Below are 22,297 nucleotides of genomic sequence, written 5' to 3' on the forward strand. Positions count from 1 at the left end.
CACGATCTCCTCGTCGTGGCCCTCCTATCCGCTGCATGATGTCAATCGTTCACGCAGCTTCTTTCAACTATCCACATCAAGATTCCTTTCAAGCAGTGCACCTATACGCTCGGCCATCACGTATCGAGGAAGTGGCTTTTCCTTTTTAAACCACCATTCTACTACGCCAACAATTGCCGCCCCCAGAAACTGAACCTCCACATTTATTCCTTCCGTTATTGCTGCCATGGTTCCCTCTTCGGACATCCTGTTCCCTTTCTCCAGTTCTTCAATAAAAAATGTCAGAAACTGATTGCGAAAAAAAGAACTTCCCTTACTCGCCAACAGTGCGGAGAAAAACAAAGCGTGCTTTTCGAAATACTCGAACCACATTTCCACCATATCTCGATAACTGGCATCATCTTCCGCAGCTTCACAGATCTCCCGCAGGTTCGTAATATGTTCTTCGATTAGCTTATCGAGAAGCTCGAATTTGTCCGTGTAATGAAGATAGATCGTTCTACGGCTAACGTCAGCTCTATCAGAGATATCTTGTATTGTGATTTGATCAAAATCCTTCTCGTTCATCAATTCAATAACTGCCATTTTAATGGCTTCCTGGGATTTACGTATCCTGCGATCCACCTTTAACACTTGACCCCTCCCCGTTTTCTTCATCGTTCATGCACAATTTCATTGAACCTGTGAACTAATGCACGAAATTCGACTTTTTAAGAATGGTAATGTTTTAATTTCTGTATACCATTATACATAGGTGATAAATAATACACTACTGTGCATTTATGTAGGAATGGAAATGGAGTTAATAAACATGAAAATTGCAGTTGTTGGGGCTACAGGAGGAACTGGAAGGAAAGTAATAGAGCGTGCGCTTGTTTTAGGACATGAGGTCATCGCCGTTGCTCGTCGACCGGAAGCGGTATCGCCAGCCAAGGGACTCACCGTAAGAAAAGGAGATGTACTAGACCAACATAGCATGCTCAATGCCATTACGGGGGCAGAGGTGGTGATCAGCTGCATAGGTCCTCCTAGCAATTTGTCGCCAGAGTCTGCCGCGAAGAGCTTGGGAAATATCAGAGCTGGAATACTTACAATCGCGGCTAATTTCTCACCCGGTAGGGTCATGTCCGAAGGAATCCCGAATATCATATCAGCATGTCAACGTACAGGTGTGAAGCGCATTGTTATGCAGAGCGGTATTAATTTGAGCAATGGGAAAGAGCTTTCTCTTATCAACGGTTTGGCAGTGCGTTTGATGCGCAGCATCTTTTGGAAGGCGATTCAGGATAAAAGTATGGCAGAGCAAGCACTCATCCAGAGTGGACTGGATTGGGTCATTGTACGTGCATCCGTGCTTCAATATGCGGAGGGTACGTTGAATTATACGGCAGGACCACTGGCTCGCATCCAACCGCTAGGGGCATTGCCCTTTGCAGACTGTGCCGACTGCCTGGTGCGGGCGGCGACCAGTGAGCCCGAGTGGACCAGAAAGATTGTTAATGTTGGACGGTAAGATTGATAGCGATGGCATATTAATTTCATTTTCTTTGTCATTATTCCAACACCACAGCACACTGCCTTGAAGAAATTCAAAAATTGCAGTACGACCCAGCGTGTGTTGAGGTGCTCTTCTCCTACTTGGTCCGAGGACGGAAGTCTGATGTGTGAATATCGATTTCCACTTCTTCCGAAATAAAGCACGGAACCTCGTCGACTTTCTCCAGTTGCTGCCTATCAAGTAGTTTTAAGTATTTTTTCAGATCATTTATTTTCAATTTTGACATCATAGCACCCTCCTTAATTATATTATAGATCTTTCACATAACGTTCCTGTATTCATGAACCGAGAGGGGTTGTCTACTGAAATACATCTCCGAAATCCAACCGCAGAGCAAGGCTCCGTAAGCAGCCGCTGCTTGAATATGATGTTATCTGATTCCATTGCCTACTACTTAGCGTTTACTTTCATTCTCCTCTGTATGTTTCTTCCAACGCCTTCTTAAACACTTCAATCGGATACTCGTATTTTATAGCTTTATAAATAAATCGGTTATTCCATTGATTTCTTTCTATTCCTTCAACAAATTCTCGCTCTATGATTTTCATCGTATAGATAATTTCATTCAATGTTCCTATCACACTTCGATTATTAGTAGTTGTGATAATCATACCTTCATTTTCTTCCAAATACCTACTAATTACTTTCTCTTTAATTTCCTCACTCATCAAATAATTTCTCAGTTCATTAACGAATAACTCTTCTACATTTTTTAATTGTGCCTTTTTAACTCCAACGATCGTTAAACTTAATCTTGATAAGTCATTCATGAATACGATCGTTTTTCTTCTGTTCAACGTGAATATATTGGCATGCCATGTATTTAACGGAACAGATATATCTGTTCTTTGTACTTTACAGTCCATTTCTTTTAGCAGTTTTTGTGTCGCTCTTATAACGTACATTATTGTTCTCCTCATTATTGATTTTACAGATTTGAAATGGTTTCAGATAACGTTCCGCGTTCACGACGTCCGACGAGGTCGGATGTGTCTGCTGAAATGCTTCCACAAAATTCATCTAGCAGACCAAGGCTCCAAAGGAGCCACTGCTTGAATATTATGTTAGATGGTGTAGCCGCCTACTTTGAAATGCCTTCAGTTGTTCTTACAAAAAAAAGAACATCAAGCCAATTTTACACTTGATGCTCTTCTATCCACTGTTGTATGTTCTCTTCTGTGAATTCACCTTCTGCGGTCTTCAATCCCAATTCAACTAATTCTGCTTGCTCGTACTTTACAGAAATCTCATTTAAACGTAATAAAAGCAGCATAGTTGCTACCCCTATACGTTTATTCCCGTCAATAAATCCATGATTCTTTATTAGAGCAAATGTAGTAACAGATATTTTCTTTATATTTCCTTCGTAAAGATCCTGTCCATCAAAAGTTGCTTCTGCTTTCTTAAGAGCACCTTCAATTAGCCCAAGATCTCTAACTCCATCGGAGCCACCCGTTGACTTAATAACCTTAGTATGGAATCGAAGAATTTGTTCCAGACTAAGATATTTCATTTCGATAATTCCCTAAGTGCCTCAATATTTTCGTTTATAATATCGTCCATGAGCGAATCCATTTGCTTATTACTACGATTCTTTAGGAATTCAACAAAATCAATCACTTCAATTTTCTTGTCATCAGGCAATGTCAAAAAGTCTTGAATAAGTTTCTCTTCAATACTCACTTCTGCATACCTCCTACACTTCTTTATTTTTATTATACACTAAAGTTTGAATGGACTTAACATCCGTTTCCAATGTTTGTTTGATTTTGCGGCTATTTCATCTAACGTTACTGTATCCACGACGTCCCACCGACTTAAGCGACCAAAGGGAGCGGCCGCGATGCGGTTAGTCGGTGCGGATGTGTCCGGCTGGATCTGCTTCCTCGAAAACTGAAATGCCACTCCGAATCCTCATCTAACTTCGTGCCGGACCAAGGGCGAATGCCAGATGCGTGAATATGTTGTTATAGGATGTCAGCACCTTCTTCGAGAACCTTACAATGTATTTGAATCTAAAGCTTTCAAAATATCCTTCACTAATAATTCTGTTATCATATCACGTGTAGATTCATTAATACTTACTAGCTGTACTTCCTTGTTATATTTGATTTTGTCAATTCCCGGATGACTATCTAGCGGAACTGTCCCTAAAACAATTCGATTATCATAAATGATTTCTTGTACTTTTCTTTGGAAAGATAAGGATAAATTCTGCATGAATCCAATTTCATCAATTACAACAATCTTTTTAAATGTCATGGCCTCTTGTAATACTCTTAAAGCAAATTCTTCGAATTTTTCTATATCGATTCCGTATCTTCCAATTCGAGTTTGACTGGGACTCTCTACATGCGCAATTTCCACACTCTCTCCATCAACGGATATGCATCTGAAACCAATTCGCTCATTAATTGAATTAGTTATTTCCTCAGTGTAAAATCCACCCCAAGTTTCTGATCCAATCTCATTTATAAGTTTTTTTATCAAAGTTGATTTCCCTGCTCTTGGCTTTCCGGTGAGCAAAAATACTCTTTTAGAGCTCTGCTGTTCCCCGTCTATTCTTGACAACAACTTATAGTCAGGTGGATTCAAATTCCACGTCTCATAGGGGACAGAGCGTGGCACACGTAGGGTATCTAAAATGCGAGATTTTAAATGAGGCCGTTTAATGTATTCATCCATTGTAGTTTCATCCAAGTGTAAAAACTTCGCATCTAGTATCTCTTCGGGTTGAATTGTTATTTCACCGCTCACATAGTCCGCATTAAAAACCACAGACAATACGTGAAGTCTTTCATTATAGTAGACGCCGGACACTCCGATGGGGCGGATGACAACTCCGGTTTCTTCAAGGAATTCACGACACACCGCTAGTTCTAATGACTCCCCAGCATCAACAAATCCTCCTGGCAATTCCCAAGTATCAGCTCGTAAATGTGTTCGAACCATCAATACATGCCCCATCTTATTCTGAACAAATGCAGATACAGCAACTAAATGTTTTGACTGTTCTTGCATTGTCAAACACCACCGATCAAGTATTTTGTATTCTGTTCGATATCAAAAAAAGAAGTTTAACATTTAGAGTTTGCGCTGATTTCACATAACGTTCCTGTATTCACGACCCGACGTATGTCGGATGTCCGGCGAATGCCGGGCCAAGGGCGTATGCCCACAGCGTGAATATTATGTTATGTGATGCCACTCTCTTCTTCGAATTACTCCGACATTTCTTTGACTGCATCCACTATCAGTGAGACGAATCCCAATTCATCATTCTTGTTTCGGTGATCAAATTGAAAAGATCTATAAATGAAACCATCTTCAGGATTCCAGTCATTAAAATGAAACTCTCCACTTTCGTCACAGTATTCCAGTAATTTAATCTTGAATCCTGCTTCTTCGAACATGCTTGTAATTGTCTTATAATTATGTACGATCTTATGACTTGCAGCTGGATGTTCTTTTGGACCGGGTCCACCGATCTGAACAATATTCTGGTACTCTTCATTCCTAAAAAAGCATCCGGAACTGCACATCGAATATATCCTTCTGGTTCAAGAAAATCATAACAAATCTTTGCTGCTTCCACGCCTTCTTCGTAAGACAAATGTTCCCATACATGTTCTGCAAGGATGGTTCTAATCTTTTTCGACTTAAAGCTTTCTTCCCAATCAGCTCGATCCAGTAGATTCAATTCTTCTTCTTGAGTTTGAATCCAGTCTGGATAGGCTTGTGAAGATGCTCCTATTATGATTTTAAGAGGCTTTGAACATTCATTTTCACTCATTTTTATCATTTTATTATTCCTTTGCTTTCGAGTGGTTTCACATAACGTTCCTGTATTCACGACCCGACGTATCGGGTGTCTGGCGAATGCCAGACCAAGGACGAATGTCCGCAGCGTGAATATATTGTTATCTGATGTCGGTAGCTTCTTTGAATTCACTTATAAATTAGACTCTAATTTTAGGATCATCTATCGATACAATGTCCACAATATGATTTAATCCTGCTATTCCGTAATGTTTATGAGGACTCGGATAATCCTCTGTTGCAAACGTAGATAACTTTATAAAATCTAAATACCTTGATCTTTCAAATATTCTAAATATCTTACCTTCAAACTTTTGATATTCGTCCCATTCGGTATAACTTTCGTTCCTAATAGAAAAACCAATGTACGAATCAAATTCTATTTCAATTATTGGAAATCGATTATCGTCTTGAACTATTGTTGATCTCCCTTGGATGTTTATCAGATCTAAATAAGACTGTTCGTTTGTTTCTCTATGGATTCTAAAACGTAGAATCAGCCTCAAATCTGGAGTATCTTTATAATCAATTAAGTCAGCATTAATTAAGTCTTTTAATTGATTGTAGTTCATAGTGTTTTCAGTCCTTTATTAGTTTTACCGATTTCAGATAACGTTCTTTTATTCACGAACCCCAAAGGGGTTGTCTGCCGACATGCTTCCACGAAATCCTTCCAGCAGACCAAGGTTCCAACGGATCCGCAGCGTGAATATATTGTTATACGACGGTCGATACTTCAATGACTATTTTAGAAACGCTTCTTTCTTATACTTCATTTTCAATATTTAAATAACTTGAATAAATGCATATATAGGCTTTCATTTATTCATACTACTTTCACTTGATTCATTTTCTAGATTTCAGTTCAATTTGTAATTCATGTGCCTTAAGTCTTCGTTTTCCGCCATCTGTCTTTATATAAACTTCATCTTTACCATTAGCAAAAAAATATTCAGAATGATGTGGAAGAACAGTAACTTCAATAATATATTTATCAGTTACTATATTCATATTTTCATCATACAATTGAACTAATGAAATTGTACAAACTTGACTTGGAATAGGAGGAGTTATTTGAGAAAGTTTGTTAACTATTTCTCTTCTTAGTCTATCCCTTTCGGTATAGTTTAGCTGTACCCCCTTAACAATTCTGTCATCACTAATTCCCCATAAAATTGTCCCAATTGTATCTCTCTCTACATTTAAATAAGCCACTACATATTGATCCACGACACTTAGAATTGAGTCTACAGGATTACCTCCTTTCACTTCTTTAAATTCCATAGTAATATTTTCCTCGAATTCAACTTGTGTGTTTATAAGGTATTTAACTATTTTATTTTTATTTTTCAACGAGTTAAATATTCGATTTTCGATAAGAAGAGAATCGAAGAACCTATAATTAAAGTTTATATTATTTCTTTTTTTGTAATCTACTGAAGGTAATATTCTGATAGACTTTTCAAGATCTAAAGGTGGGACACGATAACCACTCATAGATATAATTACCTGCATTCGTTTTGACACTTCGATTATTAAATCCCATAGAGCTGAAGCTGAATTAGAATCAAGCATACCTGCAAATTCATCAATAATAATCAATTTTGTTTTATCTTCCAAGGCAATAGACAAATAAAACAATAGTTCTAAAATATAAATGTCTCCGCCGGAATGAATTTTATACGAATTCTTAATTTTTGTTTTTTCAATACGATTAATTATCTTTAGTAAGAAGTCCATCGAAGTATCCTTAATTTGAAATTGAAGAAGATGCTTCTTTATAAGTTCTATGTTGAATTCAGTCAAATTATTTTTATAATTGATAATAATTGGTTCAAATTCATTGATATCATTAGTTTTAAGACGAAATATTTTATTATTTGAACTATAGTGTGTGTGATTCTCAACATAAAATTTATTGTTTGTATAGCCTCGTATTAGTTCAACTTGACTATCTGGAAACTTAAATTTTAAAGAAAGACGCATTTCTTCTGTGTTTGTGTTATCGTTTACGGAAATTGAATCTTTTCCATAAAAAACTCCAACTATAGCTCCAAGCAATTGCGTCTTTCCAGAAGCATTTGGGCCGAGAATAATTGTTATATCTTTATTGAAGTTCATTTCAAATGTTTTAAATGGGCCAAAATTATATATATTTAGCTTTTCTAACATATTTCCTCCTGTTAAGTAAATCCAAACATTTTATTTTGTTCATAAACCCCGAAGGGGTTGTCTGCTGAAATTCCTCCGAAATCTATCCGCAGACCCAGGCTCTCAAGGAACCGCTGCTTGAATATTATGTTATGCGACGGAATCTCTACTCTAATATACCTTTCACTATTCATCTTCTTCAGGTACATATTCAATTAATTCCGACAATTTGCAGTTAAATGTATCGCATAGCTTAAATAAGGTTTCCAGCTTTGTTGTTTCTATATTCGTTTCCCTATATAACTTGTTGATTGAGTTCCGACTTAAGCCTGATTTCATCATCAATTCTGTTATATCATCTATTCGATGTTCTGCCATGAGTTCTCGTATATTGCACCTGATTAATTTCATCTTTTCCCCTCCATAGTTCTATCTTATCTTCCACATTAGTAATCATCAATGAAAAGCGAAGTTTTCACTCTATAAAGTCAAATATTCACCTTGAAATCAACTTCATAGGGTTATATAATAACTCTATAGAGTTAATCAAAGGAGGAATAAGATATGGTTAATAAATTAGAATCGCTAACAGAACCACTTATAAGAATACGTCTAGAATTACTCTATACTGAGCTTTTGGAGTGTCATGCGGAGTACACTCAACTTTCTTCTGAGGCAGATCAATACTTTAAAACACTTCGTGATGCTTTGCCCGATCAACTTCAACATACGGTTTTTCTTTACGAAGACGCTCAAATTTCTCTTCAATCCATCTTAGAAAGAAGTATCTACATACAAGGTTTTAAAGACGCTCTACAACTCTTTAGTGAATTGCAAAACTCTAGCATTTAGAGGATCATATGATCCTCTTTTCTATTCTGTCGTATAACGTTCCTGTATTCACGACGTCCGGCGTAGCCGGATGTGTCTGCTGAGATACCTCATTGATTTTCTACAAGCAGACCAAGGCTCTGTAAGGAGCCGAAGCTTGAATATTATGTTATGCGAAGTAGATTAGCTACAGTGAAGAATCTTTAATTTTTTGGAATTGATCATTTATCAAAGAAATACAAGCTCTTATACATGCGTTCCTAAATTGTCGATATGTTAACCCAACTTCATATGTAATTTGATTATATCCCTCATCCTTTTTCAGCTTAGATTTGACTAAATTTAAAGTTCTTCCATCATAATCTTCTTCATTAAAATGAAATGTCCAATAAACTCCTTCATGTGCAACATTATTTCTAATAGCGGTCATAAGTAAAGCGAACTCTGACATACTTATTTCTTCTTTATAATAAACTTCATCGTTAATACCACTAATAGTTATACTTTCTTGAATAATTTTCTTATCATCTTGATTAAAATAGTTCTCAAAAAAGTGAATTGCTATTTCTTGTTTTTTCAGTTTTACTGCTGGAATGAAACCATATAGTGACTCGATACAAGTAATCAAAAAGAAGATACTTAAGTCTCTTCTTCCAGGTCGAATTATATCTATCTCGTCAGATAAAGTTATCAATCTCTGAGCAGTATTTAACATTCTGCGCGGCACTAAACTTTGGGAGTAATTAAGCTTCTCTAATATAAAATTGTTTGCCTCCTCTTCTTCCATAAAATAATCACCGAATAATGCTTGGTGGCTTTGAATCAATTCTGTCTCTAGATTTCTCATTTGTTCTTCAACTCCTTAAATGATCTTGATCTATTTCGTATAACGTTCCTGTATTCATGAACCCCAAAGGGGTTGTCTGCTGAAATCCCTCTTCGAAATCCAACTTGCAGACCAAGGCTCCACAAGGAGCCGCTGCTTGAATATTATGTTATGAGGTGTCATAGGCCTCTCTGAGTTAATTCCAAAACATTCCGTTATGCCCCTCATCTACAATCGTTAACTGGGTTTCGAAGTTTTCATTCGGTTCTATATCATCTATGAAATGCCATTTATCTTTACTGTCTTGCCAATAGACTTTCCATTCGTTTTTTTCATTTATTCTGAACTGAGCTACTGGAATCTGCACCCATATATCACTTTTGTAACCTTGTCTTTCTTCTATTAGTGTGACATTGTTCCCTCTGATTTTATAAGTGATTTTAATCTGGCTTTTTAGATGAGCTGGTACTTTGCTTTGTGTGTAACCATCCATAATTTTCATAATCCGTTTCTTCGTAAAGTCATCCATTAATGATTCTCCTGTCTTATCCGTTTTGCTCTAATTATATCACTATGATGTCTCATAACGTTGTTGTATTCATGAACCCCGAAGGGGTTGTCTGCTGAAATGCCCCTCGAAATCCTTCCCGCAGACCGAGGCTCCGAAGCAGACGCAGCTTGAATATGATGTTATGTGATGTACCGGGCTTCTTGAATCGACTTACAAATGATCCCTTCTGTATTTACTTATGTGCTCTTCCAATGTCTTTTTCGCTTCTTCATAGGTTCTAATCACTTCATCCAATTCGTTATTCAACTCTTTATGTTCTTTCCAATATTCTTTTCTTACTTGGAGTACCGCACAAAATAAATCGCCTGTATACAAATTTCCTGATCTTAATGGATTCTCTATTAATCTTTCCAAGGCTAGGGGTAAAAGAACAGTTAGACTCATTTGTTGTCCGATCAATAATCTTAAATCTTCATTGTTCAATTCGCAAAGAGGTTTCTTTCTTAATTTATGTACTTGAATCACTAATGAAGAAGTAAAATTCGGTTCGCTCCAATATTCACCTTCAAGCTCTTCAAGGGTTTGGGTTAGATCTACTTCACTCATGCTTTCACCCTCTTGTATAAATAGTTTCCGGTATTGCACATAACGTTTCGGCATTCACGAGCCCGAGAACCTTAAGCCCCAACGGGGCGGCCGCGATGCGGTTAGGTTCACAGGGTTGTCTGCTGCCCCAACTTCACCGACTTTTCTTCGGGCAGACCCAGGGCCATATGGCCCGCAGCGTGAATGTAATGTTATCTGCTGTTACCGACATCTATGAATTACTTTCTAAAGTTCTTATTATTTGTTGATATTAAGTTAATATTGGGTTTAGTTTCTATTAATAAAGTTTTTACGGTGTCTTCGTCATTAAATATGATCTTTAAGAATTCTTTATCCTTACATTTCTCTATTTCCATTCCTTCTATGTTCTCAAAATGAAGGTCGTATATTAGCCTGTTTTCGATCATTAAGCGAAATGAAATTTTACAATATGCCGGTTCTATAATACATTGAATATGGTCATTGTTCCTGACCAACGAAAAAAACAAAGTATTATAATACCACGGCACTTCGTTATCGAGCACACTTGGTTCTGACTCAAACAAACTAACTAATTCATGATCTTCAGGAAATGGGTTCATAATAATAAATCCTTCTTTATCTGGGTTTTGGAATTTATACGCTTTTTTAATTGTCTTTCCGGTAATTGCAGATAACGTTCCTGTATTCACGACCCGACGTATGTCGGGTGTCCGGCAAATGCCGGACCAAGGACGAATGTCCGCAGCGTGAATATTATGTTATAGGATGTCAGCAGCTTCTACGAATACCCTAGCATCTATTCTTTCATTTGAAATACTTGAACAGGTCCATTCCAGCTTTCATTGTTTAAAATAACTTCTTCGTACTTCCCACCTGTAAACTCGTTAATTACCTTGTTCCAAAACAGATTTGCTGGCCTATTTTGTGGAGTCTGTCGCACTTCCCATATCCCTTTATAGGTATTAAAAATAAAATGGGCTACTTCTTTTCCATATCCCTTATTTCTGAATTTGCGCATTATAAAAAAATCACTAATTACATTTGTCTGAGTTGATGTACTTGCTTTTACATACTCTTTAGGAACATCTGTTAAAACAAGTACGAAGCCAGCCAGTTCACCATTAATTTTTAAGTAAAATGGCTTACGATAGTCATCTGTCCATTGATGATCTAGATACTTGTACAGATAAACTCCATGATTAGTCAATTCATGTCCATCAAATTCACTGGAGTCATATCTGTAGAACTGGATCAAACTGTTTAAGATCATTTTATCTTCATATGGAACTCTCAAGATCTCTAACATGTTATTTCTCCTCTGTCTGAAATTTCTTATTTATTTCATGTATATGTTTTTCCATTCTGGTTTCATATACACCTTTAGTTTTTTGCTGATTTCCTATAACGTTTTTGTGTTCGAGACGTCCGACAAATGTCGGATGTGTCTGGCTGAATCAACTCCCCTGCCTATAACTTCTGCCAGATTGAGGAGCGACAGCGACGATACTTGAACATTGTGTTAGCTGATCTTGACGACTTCATTGAAAAACTACTACTTATTTACTCATTTTCCTCAGCTAAATCGTCTTCTAAATTATCTTTAAGTTCTTCTTTATCTTCAGTTTTCATTTTCTCAATAATTACTGTTAAAATATCTTCTGCATAATTTTGTAAATCTAAAAGTTGCTTTTTACTTCTTGTATATCCTGTGTCGTGTGAGAAATCATTTGCTAAATCTATCATTTCCTGCGGTAAATACAAATTTATCAGCGAATCATTTTTTAAGCCTTTCTTCAGTTTACCTAATACATTATTACCATAGTGATCCTCAGGCAAAGAATAATTATAATAAATACTATAATATTTAATTAATGACTCCATTATAGTTCTAATTATATTTCCAGATGCTCTAATTTCATCAAAATCATATTCACTTAGATGATTTATTTTAATCTTCACTTTATGAAGCCTATCACTTACATGATCAAGAGTTGCGTACATGAGAAGTATCTTAGAAAAGCTTGCGCTCCAAGAGTTTTGTTTAGGCTGTAATAGGAAACTAAAGAATGGTAGATTATGCAAAATACATTCATGCACATAATCATCCTCAAGATACCTTATCGTTGTAAATAGTTCTTCCAAGTTCTCTTTAACATTTATCTTTGTCTGATCTAATTGATTTATTCCTAAGTGCTTTTTCACTTCTTTAATCTTAGCAATCACAGGCATTATAATGATACATATATGCCCTCTAAAATTGTAAAACTTAATCTCCTGTATATTACATAATGAATAAATATAGTGCGCACTAAATATTTCAAATGTCATATCTTCAAAACCGCGTGGAGGCGGATTCTTCACAAAATCCTTCCATACTAATCGAATAAAATCTCCTTCTTTATGTATTGAACTAAGGTTGTCATAATTATAATAAGAAAAATGATCTATTATGAATAATCCATCGGTATTATCAAATAAATCTTTCAAGAACAAAAAGCTCTCTTGATTTCCATATAGTACACTAGGACTACCGTGCTTCTTCCAAATATCTAGAAAAGCTTTTTCACTCATCTCATAATTTTTGTTATTCATAGTGTGATCCCCTAAATAATGATTTTTTTAAGCTATCGTCAATTTCAGCTAACGTTCCTGTATTCACGACTCGACGCATGTCGAGTGTCCAGCGAATGCTGGACCCAGGGCGTATGCCCGCAGCGTGAATATTATGTTATCTGACGTACGGTAGCTCCTTGAATCACTTACTCAGAATGACTAAATTCCTTCCGAATCTGTTCTTTCTTTTCTTCAATCATTGCTTTTAATCGTATAGCTTCTTTTTCTGTTATCCTTCCCTTCATTAAGTCGTCGTTGATCTCTCCTTTAATATCTTCTAACAATCCTCTTGTTTGATATAATCTTAATCCTGTCCATTCTGTGATGAAAAAGTCATCCTCGATCTTACCGTCTATATTGAAGTGTATTCGGTAGTAACCTACATGGTTGGATCGATATTCAATTCTGACCTTGACTTCGATATATTCCCGCTCTTTATTGCCGACTTCTATGTAATCTAAACTCTTGATATGCAACGAAATATCTTCGATTAAGACTTTCAAATACTGTTCGTCATAATCCCAAAATAGTTCTTCAAACTCTTCCGGTTCCTCAATCCTAAAAGTAGTTACGTTAAGCCAGAACGCTTCTAACGCTCGATCTCTTGCATCGTGCTTACACACCCAATTTCTTAAATCCTGTATATTCATAAGTTCACTCATTTCATAAACGGTTTTACCGTATTTCAGATAACGTTCCTGTATTCACGACCCGACGCATGTCGGGTATCCGGCGAATGCCGGATCAAGGGTGTATGCCCGCAGCGTGAATATTATGTTATGAGATGTCATCAGCTTCAACGCCTTACTCACGAATCGCTTCTACTGCCTTCTTAAGAAGTTCTGACATTGATAAAATGTTGCGGTGTACCCTTTTCGAATCGTAGTATTCTGTCTTTGCCTCTATTACTGCTCCGTTGATATCTTTAAGTCGATGTATTCCAGGTAAATTGGGAGAATGATTATGGGTTATCTGATTTCGATAGGTATTTGCTTTAATGAATTCATCATTCTCTATTATTTCACTCAATTTTTTGAATAAATCAGGATTTTCATTTTTCATCTTGCTAACTATAATTTTAAACTCTACTTTTTTTACTTTTAGATTGTATCGTTCGTTAAGAATGTGTCCTATAGCTTCCAAACATGAAAATGCTTTGAGATAAAAAACATCTGAGTAGTAATCGAACTTTTCTTTATTTCCAAAATGATGGGGTTCAAACTTTTTAAATATTTCACTAGTATTTTTATCTTCTATGTTATCTGGTATTCCTAATTGATAATAGAAACTTAACATGATATAGCTTTCAAGCAGTGCCCTAAATCTATACACTAGCAATGATCCATATGAATTGATTATTGGTCCATCAAAAAAATCGTTGCATCTGGAGCATTATTGACAAAATCAGTAGATGAAAATTGGAATCCTATAAATGGACTTCGGTTCAAAATTTCATGCCATTCTTCTTCAGTCGGATATCTAAGGTACTTCATCTTTATCCCCTTTCTTGATGATTTCTCATAACGTTCCTGTATTTACGACCCGACGTATGTCGGGTGGCCGGCGAACGCCGGACCCAGGGCGTATGCCCGCAGCGTAAATATTATGTTATATGGTGTTCCCCCCGCTCGGATCGATTTCATCCGTTCTTCTTCCCGTTTAGGATATTCTTTGGCTTGTGTAGTTCTTGATCCATACAGCCGTTGATCTGTATAGTCCTTGACCGTATAGCTCTTGATCTGCATAGCCCTTGACCTGTATAGCTCTTGATCTACATAGCCCTTGACCTGTATAGCTCTTGACCTGTATAGCCCTTGACCTGTATAGCCCTTGTTCCTGTATAGCTCTTGACCTGTATAGTTCTTGACCTGTATAGCTCTTGACCTGTATAGCTCTTGACCTGTATAGCTCTTGACCTGTATAGCTCTTGACCTGTATAGCTCTTGACCTGTATAGCCATTCAATCATTCATTCGTTTTGTTGTTCACGGGGGGAATTACATATAACGTTCTTGTATTCACGACCTCGACGAATGTCGGGGTGTCCGACTGTCTCTACTTCCCCGAAACTCCTCTGTCGGACCAATGGCGTATGCCCGCCGCGTGAATATAATGTTAAGTGAAGTCAATTACTTCCTCGAGTTTTCTACAGAAACAGAAGCTCTTCAAATTCGTTAATTGTCATAATTTGTTTATTTTCCACGAAATAAGTAATGATCCTTGATAATAATCCCCTTACTTCGATAATATGTTCTTGTATTTTCTCTTCAGTTATTGCGCTTCCGTGAACTACTTTTGATCTGACATCATATAATTTCTTGATTTTCTGATGTAACTCGTATCTGCAGCTGCCTCTAGTTTCAAGCAAAGAGGCTATTTGAGCTGACAACCTAAATCTTAGTTCTGATTGAATTCCAAATATCGCTTCTATTCCAGACCAGAGTAATGCGATAGTCATTCTTGAATTATGTTGTAAATGATGTGTGGTTAAACTATCTATTGCAGTTCTAAAGCGTGTATCAGAGAGTAAATTAGCAAAGTTTACAAAATTATTATTCACCCATACAACATCATCAATTGAAACATTTGAATCTAAAGATTGTCTTGTAGCTTTAGGGAAGTCCTCTATAACTCGCGTTTTAACTGAATTTTTTGGGGCAGCTGCAAATGTTGACCAAGAACGATTGGAAGCAACAGGAACAATAAAATCAACATCTGTTTTAATTCTTAAGGATGAGATTATCCACCAGGCGATATCAAAGATCCGTTCGTTATATACCTCATCATCTTTAATAAATAATTCATAGCTCAATCCTCTTGTATAACGTCCGAACAACGAAAACATGTCATTTCGTTCTAATGCCGAGGCCAATTCAACCTCACCAGGAGGTTCGACAATCTCCTGAATTCTTCCAATCTCTAGTTCTACAAGCTCGAAGTCAGCAGCAAAACCAATTAATCCAAAATACCAACCCTCATCACTATATCTTAACTCTTGCATTCTTAATTCAGCACGTGATTTGCGATCCTCAAAATATTGCAATGAATCTTTGATTTCTTGTAATTTCTTCTCTTTCATTTTTATTTTCCCTTCTTGGCCTTCTTGGACTTGTATGTCTCAATTGATTTCACTTAACATCTAAATTATGTACTTCGTAAATACCACACTTCCAAAGTAATATCTGAACTACGTATATGATAACCTATGAGGCGATATATGCGAAGAAAAATTTGGTGAAAAAGGGAGAGTTTTGAGATACTCAATCTCCCATGTCCATACGATCCAGTGGACTCTGAATACGCTGAATATTTTTCGTGCTCACATGTGTATATCGTTGTGTTGTTTGTGCACTCGTATGACCAAGAAGCTCCTGAATATAGCGCAGGTCTGTTCCATTTTCCAGCAAATGTGTAGCGAAAGAGTGCCGCAAAGCATGAATGCTGCATTTTTTTACAATACCCGCTCTTTGTCTAGCTTCTTCAAAAACCTTTTGTACACTGCGCTCCGTAAGATGTCGATCTGAAGACTGTCCCGGAAACAACCAACGATCGGTTTTATATTCGGCGATGTACTTCTGTACAATCTCCCAAGCAAGATGGGAAAGAAGAGTTCTTCGATCCTTTTGACCTTTTCCCTGCCTTACGATAATGGTCTGACGCTCAATGTCCAGATCACTACAGCGTAGACGAACGACTTCGCCGACACGAAGCCCTGCCGAATAGGTTAGATAAAGAATTGTTTTGTGTTTGAGATTAGTCACAGCTTTCAGCAATTGGGTGACTTCTTTTTCGGACATGACATTGGGCAACTTATTTTGTTTTTTAGGACGTATATATTGAAACTCGGCAGGATGAAGTAACACATGTTTACAATAGAATCGGATCGCACTAATCGTCTGATTTACACTGGAATGGGAGACTCCTCGCTCAAGCAATCTCAAACAATATGTCTGGACATGAGATGCACGAATTTCTGTATCGATCTGAGGAAGACTGGTCACAAATCGTTCAATCTGATTACAGTATGCTTTCATCGTTTTGCGACTGTACCCTCTCAATTTTAGAGCTTGTTGCAACTCATCTCTTCTCCATTGTGTTTTCTCTACATGTAACTTCCATTTTCTCAATATATCACTCTCCACCCACAGCTCCGGGGAAATCTCTACATCTCGCGCATCAAAGTGCTTTGTAAAATCCTGAAGAGATGTGTCTGAATAGGGGATGACCCAACGTTTCGTGTCAGGCTCCCACCTTCTTCCTGTTACCTGACGAATGCGCTGGATATGCACCGTATTATACGGAATTTGCACATACAACGTATCATCAGAACCTTTGGTTAAAATGATGGCTGCTTTATCTTTCATAAAAACTCTCCCTTCAGCTTAATTGGATTTATGAGTTCATAAAATTAAAAAAATAAAAAAGGAAGATCATCTTCATCCCGTAAGGGAATCTAGTGATCTTCCGATGCTTTCGGAAATATGGTCGCTGCACCTATATGGCAGCGGCTTCTTCTCCCAGCGGCAGCGTGTAATACTGCGCCTGCTGCCCTTCATGCTGCTGGTACACAACGACCAGCAGCGTCCGGCCTTTCGCAGCAAGCGGGCTGGCGCCAGCTAGCACACGCTCAAGCCGGAACGGAAGCACATCCAATACGGTGTGCTTCTGCAGTTCTTTTTCGCCGAGACCAAGGTCGGCGAAGGCACGGGCACCCATGACCGTCTGTGCGGTCATGGCCGAGGTCATCGGCAACGCACGCGAAGCGTTGCCGTCTTCCCCGTCCGCCGCTCCATCCGCGGCGGACCCTGTTGCGTCGCCCGAAGCAAGCGACGCTGCACCCCCGGCTTCGCTGCCGATCACACCCGCCGCATCCGCGGCAGAGTCTTCCTCGGCAGCAGCCGAACTTGCCGCAGCGACACTCGCACCCGTGCCGCTGCTTTCCAGCCATGCCGTGCCAGCGGCACCGGCAACACGTGGCAGTCGAACGTCTTCCGGACGTTCAGCCAACGTTTTCATATAACCCGCCCACTGGTCTTTCTGGAGTGGATCTTCCCACCAGATTTTGCGTGGTTTGTATTTGTGGCCGAGGAAATAATCCAGCTTCATCAAGCCGAGCACGACATCCATATGCGGCGTATTCCGCGACTCCAGGAAGCTGTGCAGACGAGTAAACAGATCCTCCAGTTGGTGACCAATCTTCTGCCAACCTTGACCTTCCCAATAATCCCCAAACGCCTGGAAGAAATCAAACGGCGAATTGAACTCCTGCTCCATCAGATACTTCAGCGTATGGTCCATCCGGTGTGCGTTCCAGTATTTCTCCAGTACATCCTCCAGCCGCTTCAGGCGTACGATGTCGCTAAACGGCAGGACATCACTGCCCAAAATCTCATACGGTGCATGATCCATATACGTATAGTTGTACTTTTCCGCATCCAGACGCAGACCCGTACCACGCAGCATTTTGAGGAATCCGAGTTGCAGCTCTTCCGGCCCCAGTGCAAATACATCGTTAAACGTTTTGCGGAACGTATTGTAATCTTCCTCCGGCAGTCCGGCGATGAGATCCAGATGCTGGTCGATTTTACCGCTAGCTTTCACTTTGTTTACGGTACGGCTCAGCTTGGTAAAGTTCTGGCGGCGTTTCACCAGTTCATTTGTCGGATCATTCGTGGACTGAACCCCGATCTCGAAGCGGAATGTGCCTGGCGGCGCATTCTCTGCCAGATAATCCAGTACCTCGGGACGCATAATGTCTGCCGTAATTTCAAACTGGAACACAGTTCCCTGATGATTCTCAATCAGGAATTTGAACATTTCGAGCGCATAATCTCGCTTGATGTTAAACGTCCGGTCCACAAACTTGATCAGCTTCGCACCCTTCTCAATCAGGTACAGAATATCCGACTTGGTCCGCTCAATATCGTAATACCGCACGCCGACCTCAATACTGGACAGACAGAACTGACAACTGAACGGACAGCCCCGGCTGGTCTCAAAATAAACCACACGCTTCCCGAGGTCGGGAATATCCTCTTCAAATCGGTGCGGTGACGGCAGATCGTTCAGATCCGCTTTCGGCCGACCTGGCATGAGAATGACCTCTTCCCCTTTGCGATACGCCAGTCCATACACGAAGTGGAACTTTTTGCTTCCTTGCAGCTCCGTCAAAAGCTGATGCAGCGTCTCTTCCCCTTCACCCATCACGATGAAATCCACATTGGGAATCCGGTTCATCCAATATTCCGTGTCGTAGGACACCTCCGGCCCGCCCAGCAGAATTTTCACGTCAGGCATAACCTTTTTCAGATTATCAATGACCTTGATCGTCTCTTCAATATTCCAGATGTAACACGAGAAACCAATCACGTCCGCGCCGCGCTGATACAGATCAGACACAATGTTCATAACTGGATCTTTGATCGTATACTCCGCCAGGTCAATATCAAAATCCTTCTCACTGTACGCCTTCAAACAACGCAAGGCCAAAGAGGTATGGATGTACTTTGCATTTAATGTAGAAAGAATAACCTTCATGGTTCACAACCTTTGCCTGGACACCCAGACCATATTTTTTTGGTAAAAGTAAAGCTGCACAGCCATCCTGCCCCGGATGCTGTTCATGCAAACCTCTTTTGAACTAGCCATTCCATCTCTCATGGACATATCCAACTTTTGTCTTTCAAAGAGTGGACACTCTTTTCAAAAAGACATATACACCCCGCCAAACCAAAAACACAACATACAGTGCGCAACCAAATAAATAAAACCACATATTGTACATGCTACTTTCAGACATCCCTAACGCCAATGTCCACCCTTTGAAAGACAATTCACCTTAATTTGTCCACAATACAGAGACACAAAAATCAACTTCAAACTCAACTTCACCCTGAAAAGACCTCGTTCGCATTCCATCCACAATAGATATCCACATTTTACTGCATTGAGCCTTTAGGCTTTAGCCTCGAACCTCTGCCGAACGCTTCCCCCGTATCATGGACGAACCATCGACTTGCACGAAGCATATATATCAAATTATTAATCAATTAAGCTTTACGCGTCATGAACTTCAAAGACCTGAAAGCGCGAATGTAACAGCAATCCTCACTTCATCCCATCCAGCCAAACTCGCTCATTATTGATCATAACTCGCTCATACTTACTCATACCTTCTCATACCTTCTCATACCTACTCATACTCGTAAAAAGCATCGTCATCCGTATCGACTTCTTCGCCCGATTGCTTCTGGAAAAACTCCAGGAACGGTAGCCCGTACTTGCGGTACTTCACCTCACCGACCCCTTTGATATCCAGCATGTCACGTTCTGTCTGTGGACATACCACACTCATCTCACGCAAAGTTGCATCATTGAAGATAATGTACGATGGTACATGCTCTTTCGCCGCCAGATCACGACGGATCAGACGAAGCTGTTCAAATACCGTCTCATTAACCGCAGATGGCATCGCATCGCGTCCACGACGTCCGCCGTAATTCGTACCCGAAGCCGTTGCCGCTGTCTTGCGAACGACACGTTGCATCACTTCACGCTGGCCTTTGAGCACTTCCACCGCTAATGGTTGCAAACGTACAACCGGATACTGTCCCTCGGACAGCATCAGATATCCTTCGGATACCATCACGTTGATGATCTCCGATATCTCACGCTCTGTCCGATTGCCCATCACGCCGTAGGTTGGCAGAGAGTTGAAGCCGTAATCAAGCACCTTTTTGGCACGGGAGCCTTTGAGCACCGAAGCGACCAGCGATACACCATACCGTTCACGCATGCGGTGAATGCAGCTGAATATTTTCTGAGCATCAATCGTCATGTCTACCAGCTCGCGGTCGTCCGTACAGGAACTGCAAATGCCGCAAGGCGTGTCGTCATGCACCTCACCGAAATAGTCCAGCTGTGCACTGCGCAGACAGCGAGTCGTGTAACAGTAATCCACCATCTGTTGCAGCTTCCGGTAATCGTTCTGTTTGCGGTCGCCCTCCATCGGATTCTGCTCAATCAGGAACTTTTGGGTGATAATGTCCTGTGCGCCGAATAACAGAATACACTGACTGGGCTCTCCATCCCGTCCTGCACGCCCGGCTTCCTGTACATATGCCTCCATATTCTTCGGCATGCTGTTATGAATTACGTAACGCACGTTTGATTTATCAATCCCCATCCCGAACGCATTCGTTGCCACCATCACCCGGATATCATCGTACAAAAAAGCTTCCTGGCTCTGGGCCCGTTCATCGTCCGTCATGCCGGCATGGTAGCGTCCAGCGGGCAATCCCGCCTGCAACAAACGCTGATGCAGATCGTCCACGTCCTTACGGGTCGCGGCATATACAATTCCAGGCTCGCTGGCATGCTCGCGCGCATAATTCAGAACAAAGTCCTTCTTGCTCTCGCCGCGCAGCACGCTAAACGCCAGATTATCCCGCCCAAGTCCGGTCACATATGTCTGCGGGTCCTGCAAACGCAGCAACCGCAGAATATCGCCCATGACCTCGGGCGTCGCTGTTGCCGTGAAGGCCGCAACCACCGGCCGCTCCGGCAAACTGTCCACAAACGGCGCTACCGCCAGGTAGCTTGTCCGAAAATCATGCCCCCACTGAGACACACAGTGGGCCTCATCCACTGCAACGCACGAGATCGGCAAATAGCCCATCTCCTCGCGGAACCAATCCAGCTCCAGTCGCTCAGGCGCGACATAGAGCAACTTCAGCTCACCGCGCTGCGCCGCGCGGATGCGATCATTCACTTCTTTGCCGCTAAGTGTACTATTAATATACGCGGCAGCAATTCCGGCGGTCGTCAACGCATCGACCTGGTCCTTCATTAATGAGATCAACGGGGAGACAACTAGTGTCAGACCCGAATATAACAGGGCGGGGATCTGATAACAGATCGACTTACCGCCCCCGGTTGGCATAATGCCGAGCGTATCTTCACGTTCGAGCAGGCTGGCTACAATCTTTTTCTGTCCCTCACGGAAGTCGGGGTAGCCATAATATTTTTGCAGGAGACCCTGCGCTTCTTCAATAGTAGGTGTTTGCACACTCATGTAAAGACTCCTTACTTATCACCGGTGTTCTTCCACCAGCTTGGTCCGATCCGATTCTGACATCCGAAAGCGGCTTATACGCCGCATCCTTGACAACAAAATGGCGTTCTCATGACTTGTCCGTCAAGCAAACGCCGCTCCCTTTAGTTTAACGGCCCAGCCCCGAATGAGCAACCGCGTTTTACTGTAAAACGATCTTTTACAAATGGGTGACAGTGGTGTATAACCTGAATGATAGGAAAGATCGCAAGTAGATTCAGATGTGATTGAACATTACAGGAAAAATCAAAAAACAATCGCATGCCTTTTTGGGGACAAAACGATTGTT

General features: G+C 40.1%; 22 protein-coding genes and 2 pseudogenes. 2 read left to right on the forward strand and 22 right to left on the reverse strand.

Annotated elements, in window-relative coordinates; all coding sequences use genetic code 11:
* Positions 1-63: 63 nt before the first annotated feature.
* Entirely contained in the window at positions 64-633 is a 570-nt protein-coding gene (locus MKY73_RS21990; protein WP_339303460.1) for a TetR/AcrR family transcriptional regulator, read from the reverse strand.
* 178 nt (positions 634-811) lie between these two features.
* On the opposite strand from MKY73_RS21990, the gene MKY73_RS21995 reads away from it, so the two are divergent.
* Positions 812-1,513 carry an NAD(P)H-binding protein gene (locus MKY73_RS21995; protein WP_339303461.1) on the forward strand — a complete coding sequence of 234 codons (702 nt, stop codon included), beginning with the start codon at positions 812-814 and terminating at the stop codon, positions 1,511-1,513.
* 452 nt (positions 1,514-1,965) lie between these two features.
* Here MKY73_RS21995 and MKY73_RS22000 read toward each other — a convergent pair whose 3' ends face one another.
* The 10 genes and pseudogenes from MKY73_RS22000 to MKY73_RS22045 form a co-directional block, all read right to left on the reverse strand.
* Positions 1,966-2,463: a hypothetical protein gene (locus tag MKY73_RS22000; RefSeq protein ID WP_339303462.1), complete on the reverse strand. Its 498-nt coding sequence runs from the start codon at positions 2,461-2,463 to the stop codon at positions 1,966-1,968.
* 230 nt (positions 2,464-2,693) lie between these two features.
* Positions 2,694-3,071: a type II toxin-antitoxin system death-on-curing family toxin gene (locus MKY73_RS22005; RefSeq protein WP_339303463.1), complete on the reverse strand. Its 378-nt coding sequence runs from the start codon at positions 3,069-3,071 to the stop codon at positions 2,694-2,696.
* Positions 3,068-3,241 (reverse strand): DUF2281 domain-containing protein, encoded by a 174-nt coding sequence (locus MKY73_RS22010; RefSeq protein ID WP_110897812.1) that lies wholly within the window; start codon positions 3,239-3,241, stop codon positions 3,068-3,070. The genes MKY73_RS22005 and MKY73_RS22010 overlap by 4 nt, the downstream gene beginning before the upstream one ends.
* Positions 3,242-3,280: 39 nt before the next feature.
* The gene (locus MKY73_RS22015; RefSeq protein WP_339303464.1) at positions 3,281-3,463 is read right to left on the reverse strand and encodes a hypothetical protein; all 183 of its coding nucleotides are present in this window, start codon (positions 3,461-3,463) and stop codon (positions 3,281-3,283) included.
* 93 nt (positions 3,464-3,556) lie between these two features.
* On the reverse strand, positions 3,557-4,132 hold the full coding sequence (locus tag MKY73_RS22020; protein ID WP_339308685.1) for a nucleoside-triphosphatase: 576 nt from the start codon (positions 4,130-4,132) through the stop codon (positions 3,557-3,559).
* Positions 4,118-4,579 (reverse strand): annotated as a pseudogene (locus MKY73_RS22025) (NUDIX hydrolase); the annotation flags it as partial. The gene MKY73_RS22020 and the pseudogene MKY73_RS22025, both read right to left, overlap by 15 nt.
* A 200-nt stretch (positions 4,580-4,779) precedes the next feature.
* Positions 4,780-5,360: pseudogene (locus tag MKY73_RS22030) on the reverse strand (SAM-dependent methyltransferase).
* A 157-nt stretch (positions 5,361-5,517) separates the two neighbouring features.
* Positions 5,518-5,949, reverse strand: coding sequence for a hypothetical protein (locus tag MKY73_RS22035; RefSeq protein ID WP_339303465.1), 432 nt, complete (start codon positions 5,947-5,949; stop codon positions 5,518-5,520).
* Positions 5,950-6,223: 274 nt separating this feature from the next.
* A complete protein-coding gene (locus MKY73_RS22040; RefSeq protein ID WP_339303466.1) occupies positions 6,224-7,549 on the reverse strand; it encodes an RNA-binding domain-containing protein in 1,326 nt (441 codons plus the stop codon).
* A gap of 165 nt (positions 7,550-7,714) precedes the next feature.
* Entirely contained in the window at positions 7,715-7,939 is a 225-nt protein-coding gene (locus MKY73_RS22045; protein ID WP_339303467.1) for a helix-turn-helix transcriptional regulator, read from the reverse strand.
* Between the two features lie 153 nt (positions 7,940-8,092).
* Between MKY73_RS22045 and MKY73_RS22050 the strand changes: the two genes are divergently transcribed.
* Complete coding sequence (locus MKY73_RS22050) at positions 8,093-8,380, forward strand: DUF6809 family protein (RefSeq protein ID WP_339303468.1); 288 nt, start codon at positions 8,093-8,095, stop codon at positions 8,378-8,380.
* A gap of 166 nt (positions 8,381-8,546) precedes the next feature.
* Here the strand turns inward: MKY73_RS22050 and MKY73_RS22055 are convergent, their stop codons facing one another.
* The 11 genes from MKY73_RS22055 to recQ all read right to left on the reverse strand — a co-directional run bounded on the left by MKY73_RS22055 (position 8,547) and on the right by recQ (position 21,969).
* Positions 8,547-9,206 (reverse strand): hypothetical protein, encoded by a 660-nt coding sequence (locus MKY73_RS22055; RefSeq protein WP_339303469.1) that lies wholly within the window; start codon positions 9,204-9,206, stop codon positions 8,547-8,549.
* Positions 9,207-9,381: 175 nt separating this feature from the next.
* The gene (locus MKY73_RS22060; RefSeq protein WP_339303471.1) at positions 9,382-9,714 is read right to left on the reverse strand and encodes a DUF3024 domain-containing protein; all 333 of its coding nucleotides are present in this window, start codon (positions 9,712-9,714) and stop codon (positions 9,382-9,384) included.
* Between the two features lie 192 nt (positions 9,715-9,906).
* Positions 9,907-10,302: a contact-dependent growth inhibition system immunity protein gene (locus MKY73_RS22065; protein ID WP_339303472.1), complete on the reverse strand. Its 396-nt coding sequence runs from the start codon at positions 10,300-10,302 to the stop codon at positions 9,907-9,909.
* A 778-nt stretch (positions 10,303-11,080) separates the two neighbouring features.
* Positions 11,081-11,590, reverse strand: coding sequence for a GNAT family N-acetyltransferase (locus MKY73_RS22070; RefSeq protein ID WP_124113497.1), 510 nt, complete (start codon positions 11,588-11,590; stop codon positions 11,081-11,083).
* 254 nt (positions 11,591-11,844) lie between these two features.
* A complete protein-coding gene (locus MKY73_RS22075) occupies positions 11,845-12,876 on the reverse strand; it encodes a hypothetical protein (RefSeq protein ID WP_339303473.1) in 1,032 nt (343 codons plus the stop codon).
* Positions 12,877-13,043: 167 nt separating this feature from the next.
* Entirely contained in the window at positions 13,044-13,547 is a 504-nt protein-coding gene (locus MKY73_RS22080) for a hypothetical protein (RefSeq protein WP_339303474.1), read from the reverse strand.
* A 154-nt stretch (positions 13,548-13,701) separates the two neighbouring features.
* Complete coding sequence (locus MKY73_RS22085) at positions 13,702-14,229, reverse strand: Cthe_2314 family HEPN domain-containing protein (RefSeq protein WP_339303475.1); 528 nt, start codon at positions 14,227-14,229, stop codon at positions 13,702-13,704.
* Positions 14,230-15,042: 813 nt separating this feature from the next.
* Positions 15,043-15,975, reverse strand: coding sequence for a hypothetical protein (locus MKY73_RS22090; RefSeq protein WP_339303476.1), 933 nt, complete (start codon positions 15,973-15,975; stop codon positions 15,043-15,045).
* A gap of 181 nt (positions 15,976-16,156) precedes the next feature.
* Positions 16,157-17,260 (reverse strand): tyrosine-type recombinase/integrase, encoded by a 1,104-nt coding sequence (locus MKY73_RS22095; RefSeq protein WP_339303477.1) that lies wholly within the window; start codon positions 17,258-17,260, stop codon positions 16,157-16,159.
* Positions 17,261-17,390: 130 nt separating this feature from the next.
* Entirely contained in the window at positions 17,391-19,433 is a 2,043-nt protein-coding gene (locus MKY73_RS22100; RefSeq protein ID WP_339303478.1) for a B12-binding domain-containing radical SAM protein, read from the reverse strand.
* Positions 19,434-20,088: 655 nt separating this feature from the next.
* A complete protein-coding gene (recQ, locus tag MKY73_RS22105) occupies positions 20,089-21,969 on the reverse strand; it encodes a DNA helicase RecQ (RefSeq protein WP_339303479.1) in 1,881 nt (626 codons plus the stop codon).
* Positions 21,970-22,297 lie beyond the last annotated feature (328 nt).

It is taken from the genome of Paenibacillus sp. FSL R5-0519, from assembly GCF_037974275.1.
In the GTDB taxonomy this organism is placed as follows: Bacteria; Bacillota; Bacilli; order Paenibacillales; family Paenibacillaceae; genus Paenibacillus.

What these genes read in the sequence shown, in the direction of transcription:
- MKY73_RS21995 (WP_339303461.1), top strand. Translation starts at nt 812, where the DNA reads ATGAAAATTGCAGTTGTTGGGGCTACAGGAGGAACTGGAAGGAAAGTA.
- MKY73_RS22000 (WP_339303462.1), bottom strand. Translation starts at nt 2,463, where the DNA reads ATGTACGTTATAAGAGCGACACAAAAACTGCTAAAAGAAATGGACTGT.
- MKY73_RS22005 (WP_339303463.1), bottom strand. Translation starts at nt 3,071, where the DNA reads ATGAAATATCTTAGTCTGGAACAAATTCTTCGATTCCATACTAAGGTT.
- MKY73_RS22035 (WP_339303465.1), bottom strand. Translation starts at nt 5,949, where the DNA reads ATGAACTACAATCAATTAAAAGACTTAATTAATGCTGACTTAATTGAT.
- MKY73_RS22040 (WP_339303466.1), bottom strand. Translation starts at nt 7,549, where the DNA reads ATGTTAGAAAAGCTAAATATATATAATTTTGGCCCATTTAAAACATTT.
- MKY73_RS22045 (WP_339303467.1), bottom strand. Translation starts at nt 7,939, where the DNA reads ATGAAATTAATCAGGTGCAATATACGAGAACTCATGGCAGAACATCGA.
- MKY73_RS22050 (WP_339303468.1), top strand. Translation starts at nt 8,093, where the DNA reads ATGGTTAATAAATTAGAATCGCTAACAGAACCACTTATAAGAATACGT.
- MKY73_RS22055 (WP_339303469.1), bottom strand. Translation starts at nt 9,206, where the DNA reads ATGAGAAATCTAGAGACAGAATTGATTCAAAGCCACCAAGCATTATTC.
- MKY73_RS22060 (WP_339303471.1), bottom strand. Translation starts at nt 9,714, where the DNA reads ATGGATGACTTTACGAAGAAACGGATTATGAAAATTATGGATGGTTAC.
- MKY73_RS22065 (WP_339303472.1), bottom strand. Translation starts at nt 10,302, where the DNA reads ATGAGTGAAGTAGATCTAACCCAAACCCTTGAAGAGCTTGAAGGTGAA.
- MKY73_RS22070 (WP_124113497.1), bottom strand. Translation starts at nt 11,590, where the DNA reads ATGTTAGAGATCTTGAGAGTTCCATATGAAGATAAAATGATCTTAAAC.
- MKY73_RS22075 (WP_339303473.1), bottom strand. Translation starts at nt 12,876, where the DNA reads ATGAATAACAAAAATTATGAGATGAGTGAAAAAGCTTTTCTAGATATT.
- MKY73_RS22080 (WP_339303474.1), bottom strand. Translation starts at nt 13,547, where the DNA reads ATGAATATACAGGATTTAAGAAATTGGGTGTGTAAGCACGATGCAAGA.
- MKY73_RS22090 (WP_339303476.1), bottom strand. Translation starts at nt 15,975, where the DNA reads ATGAAAGAGAAGAAATTACAAGAAATCAAAGATTCATTGCAATATTTT.
- MKY73_RS22095 (WP_339303477.1), bottom strand. Translation starts at nt 17,260, where the DNA reads ATGAAAGATAAAGCAGCCATCATTTTAACCAAAGGTTCTGATGATACG.
- MKY73_RS22100 (WP_339303478.1), bottom strand. Translation starts at nt 19,433, where the DNA reads ATGAAGGTTATTCTTTCTACATTAAATGCAAAGTACATCCATACCTCT.
- recQ (WP_339303479.1), bottom strand. Translation starts at nt 21,969, where the DNA reads ATGAGTGTGCAAACACCTACTATTGAAGAAGCGCAGGGTCTCCTGCAA.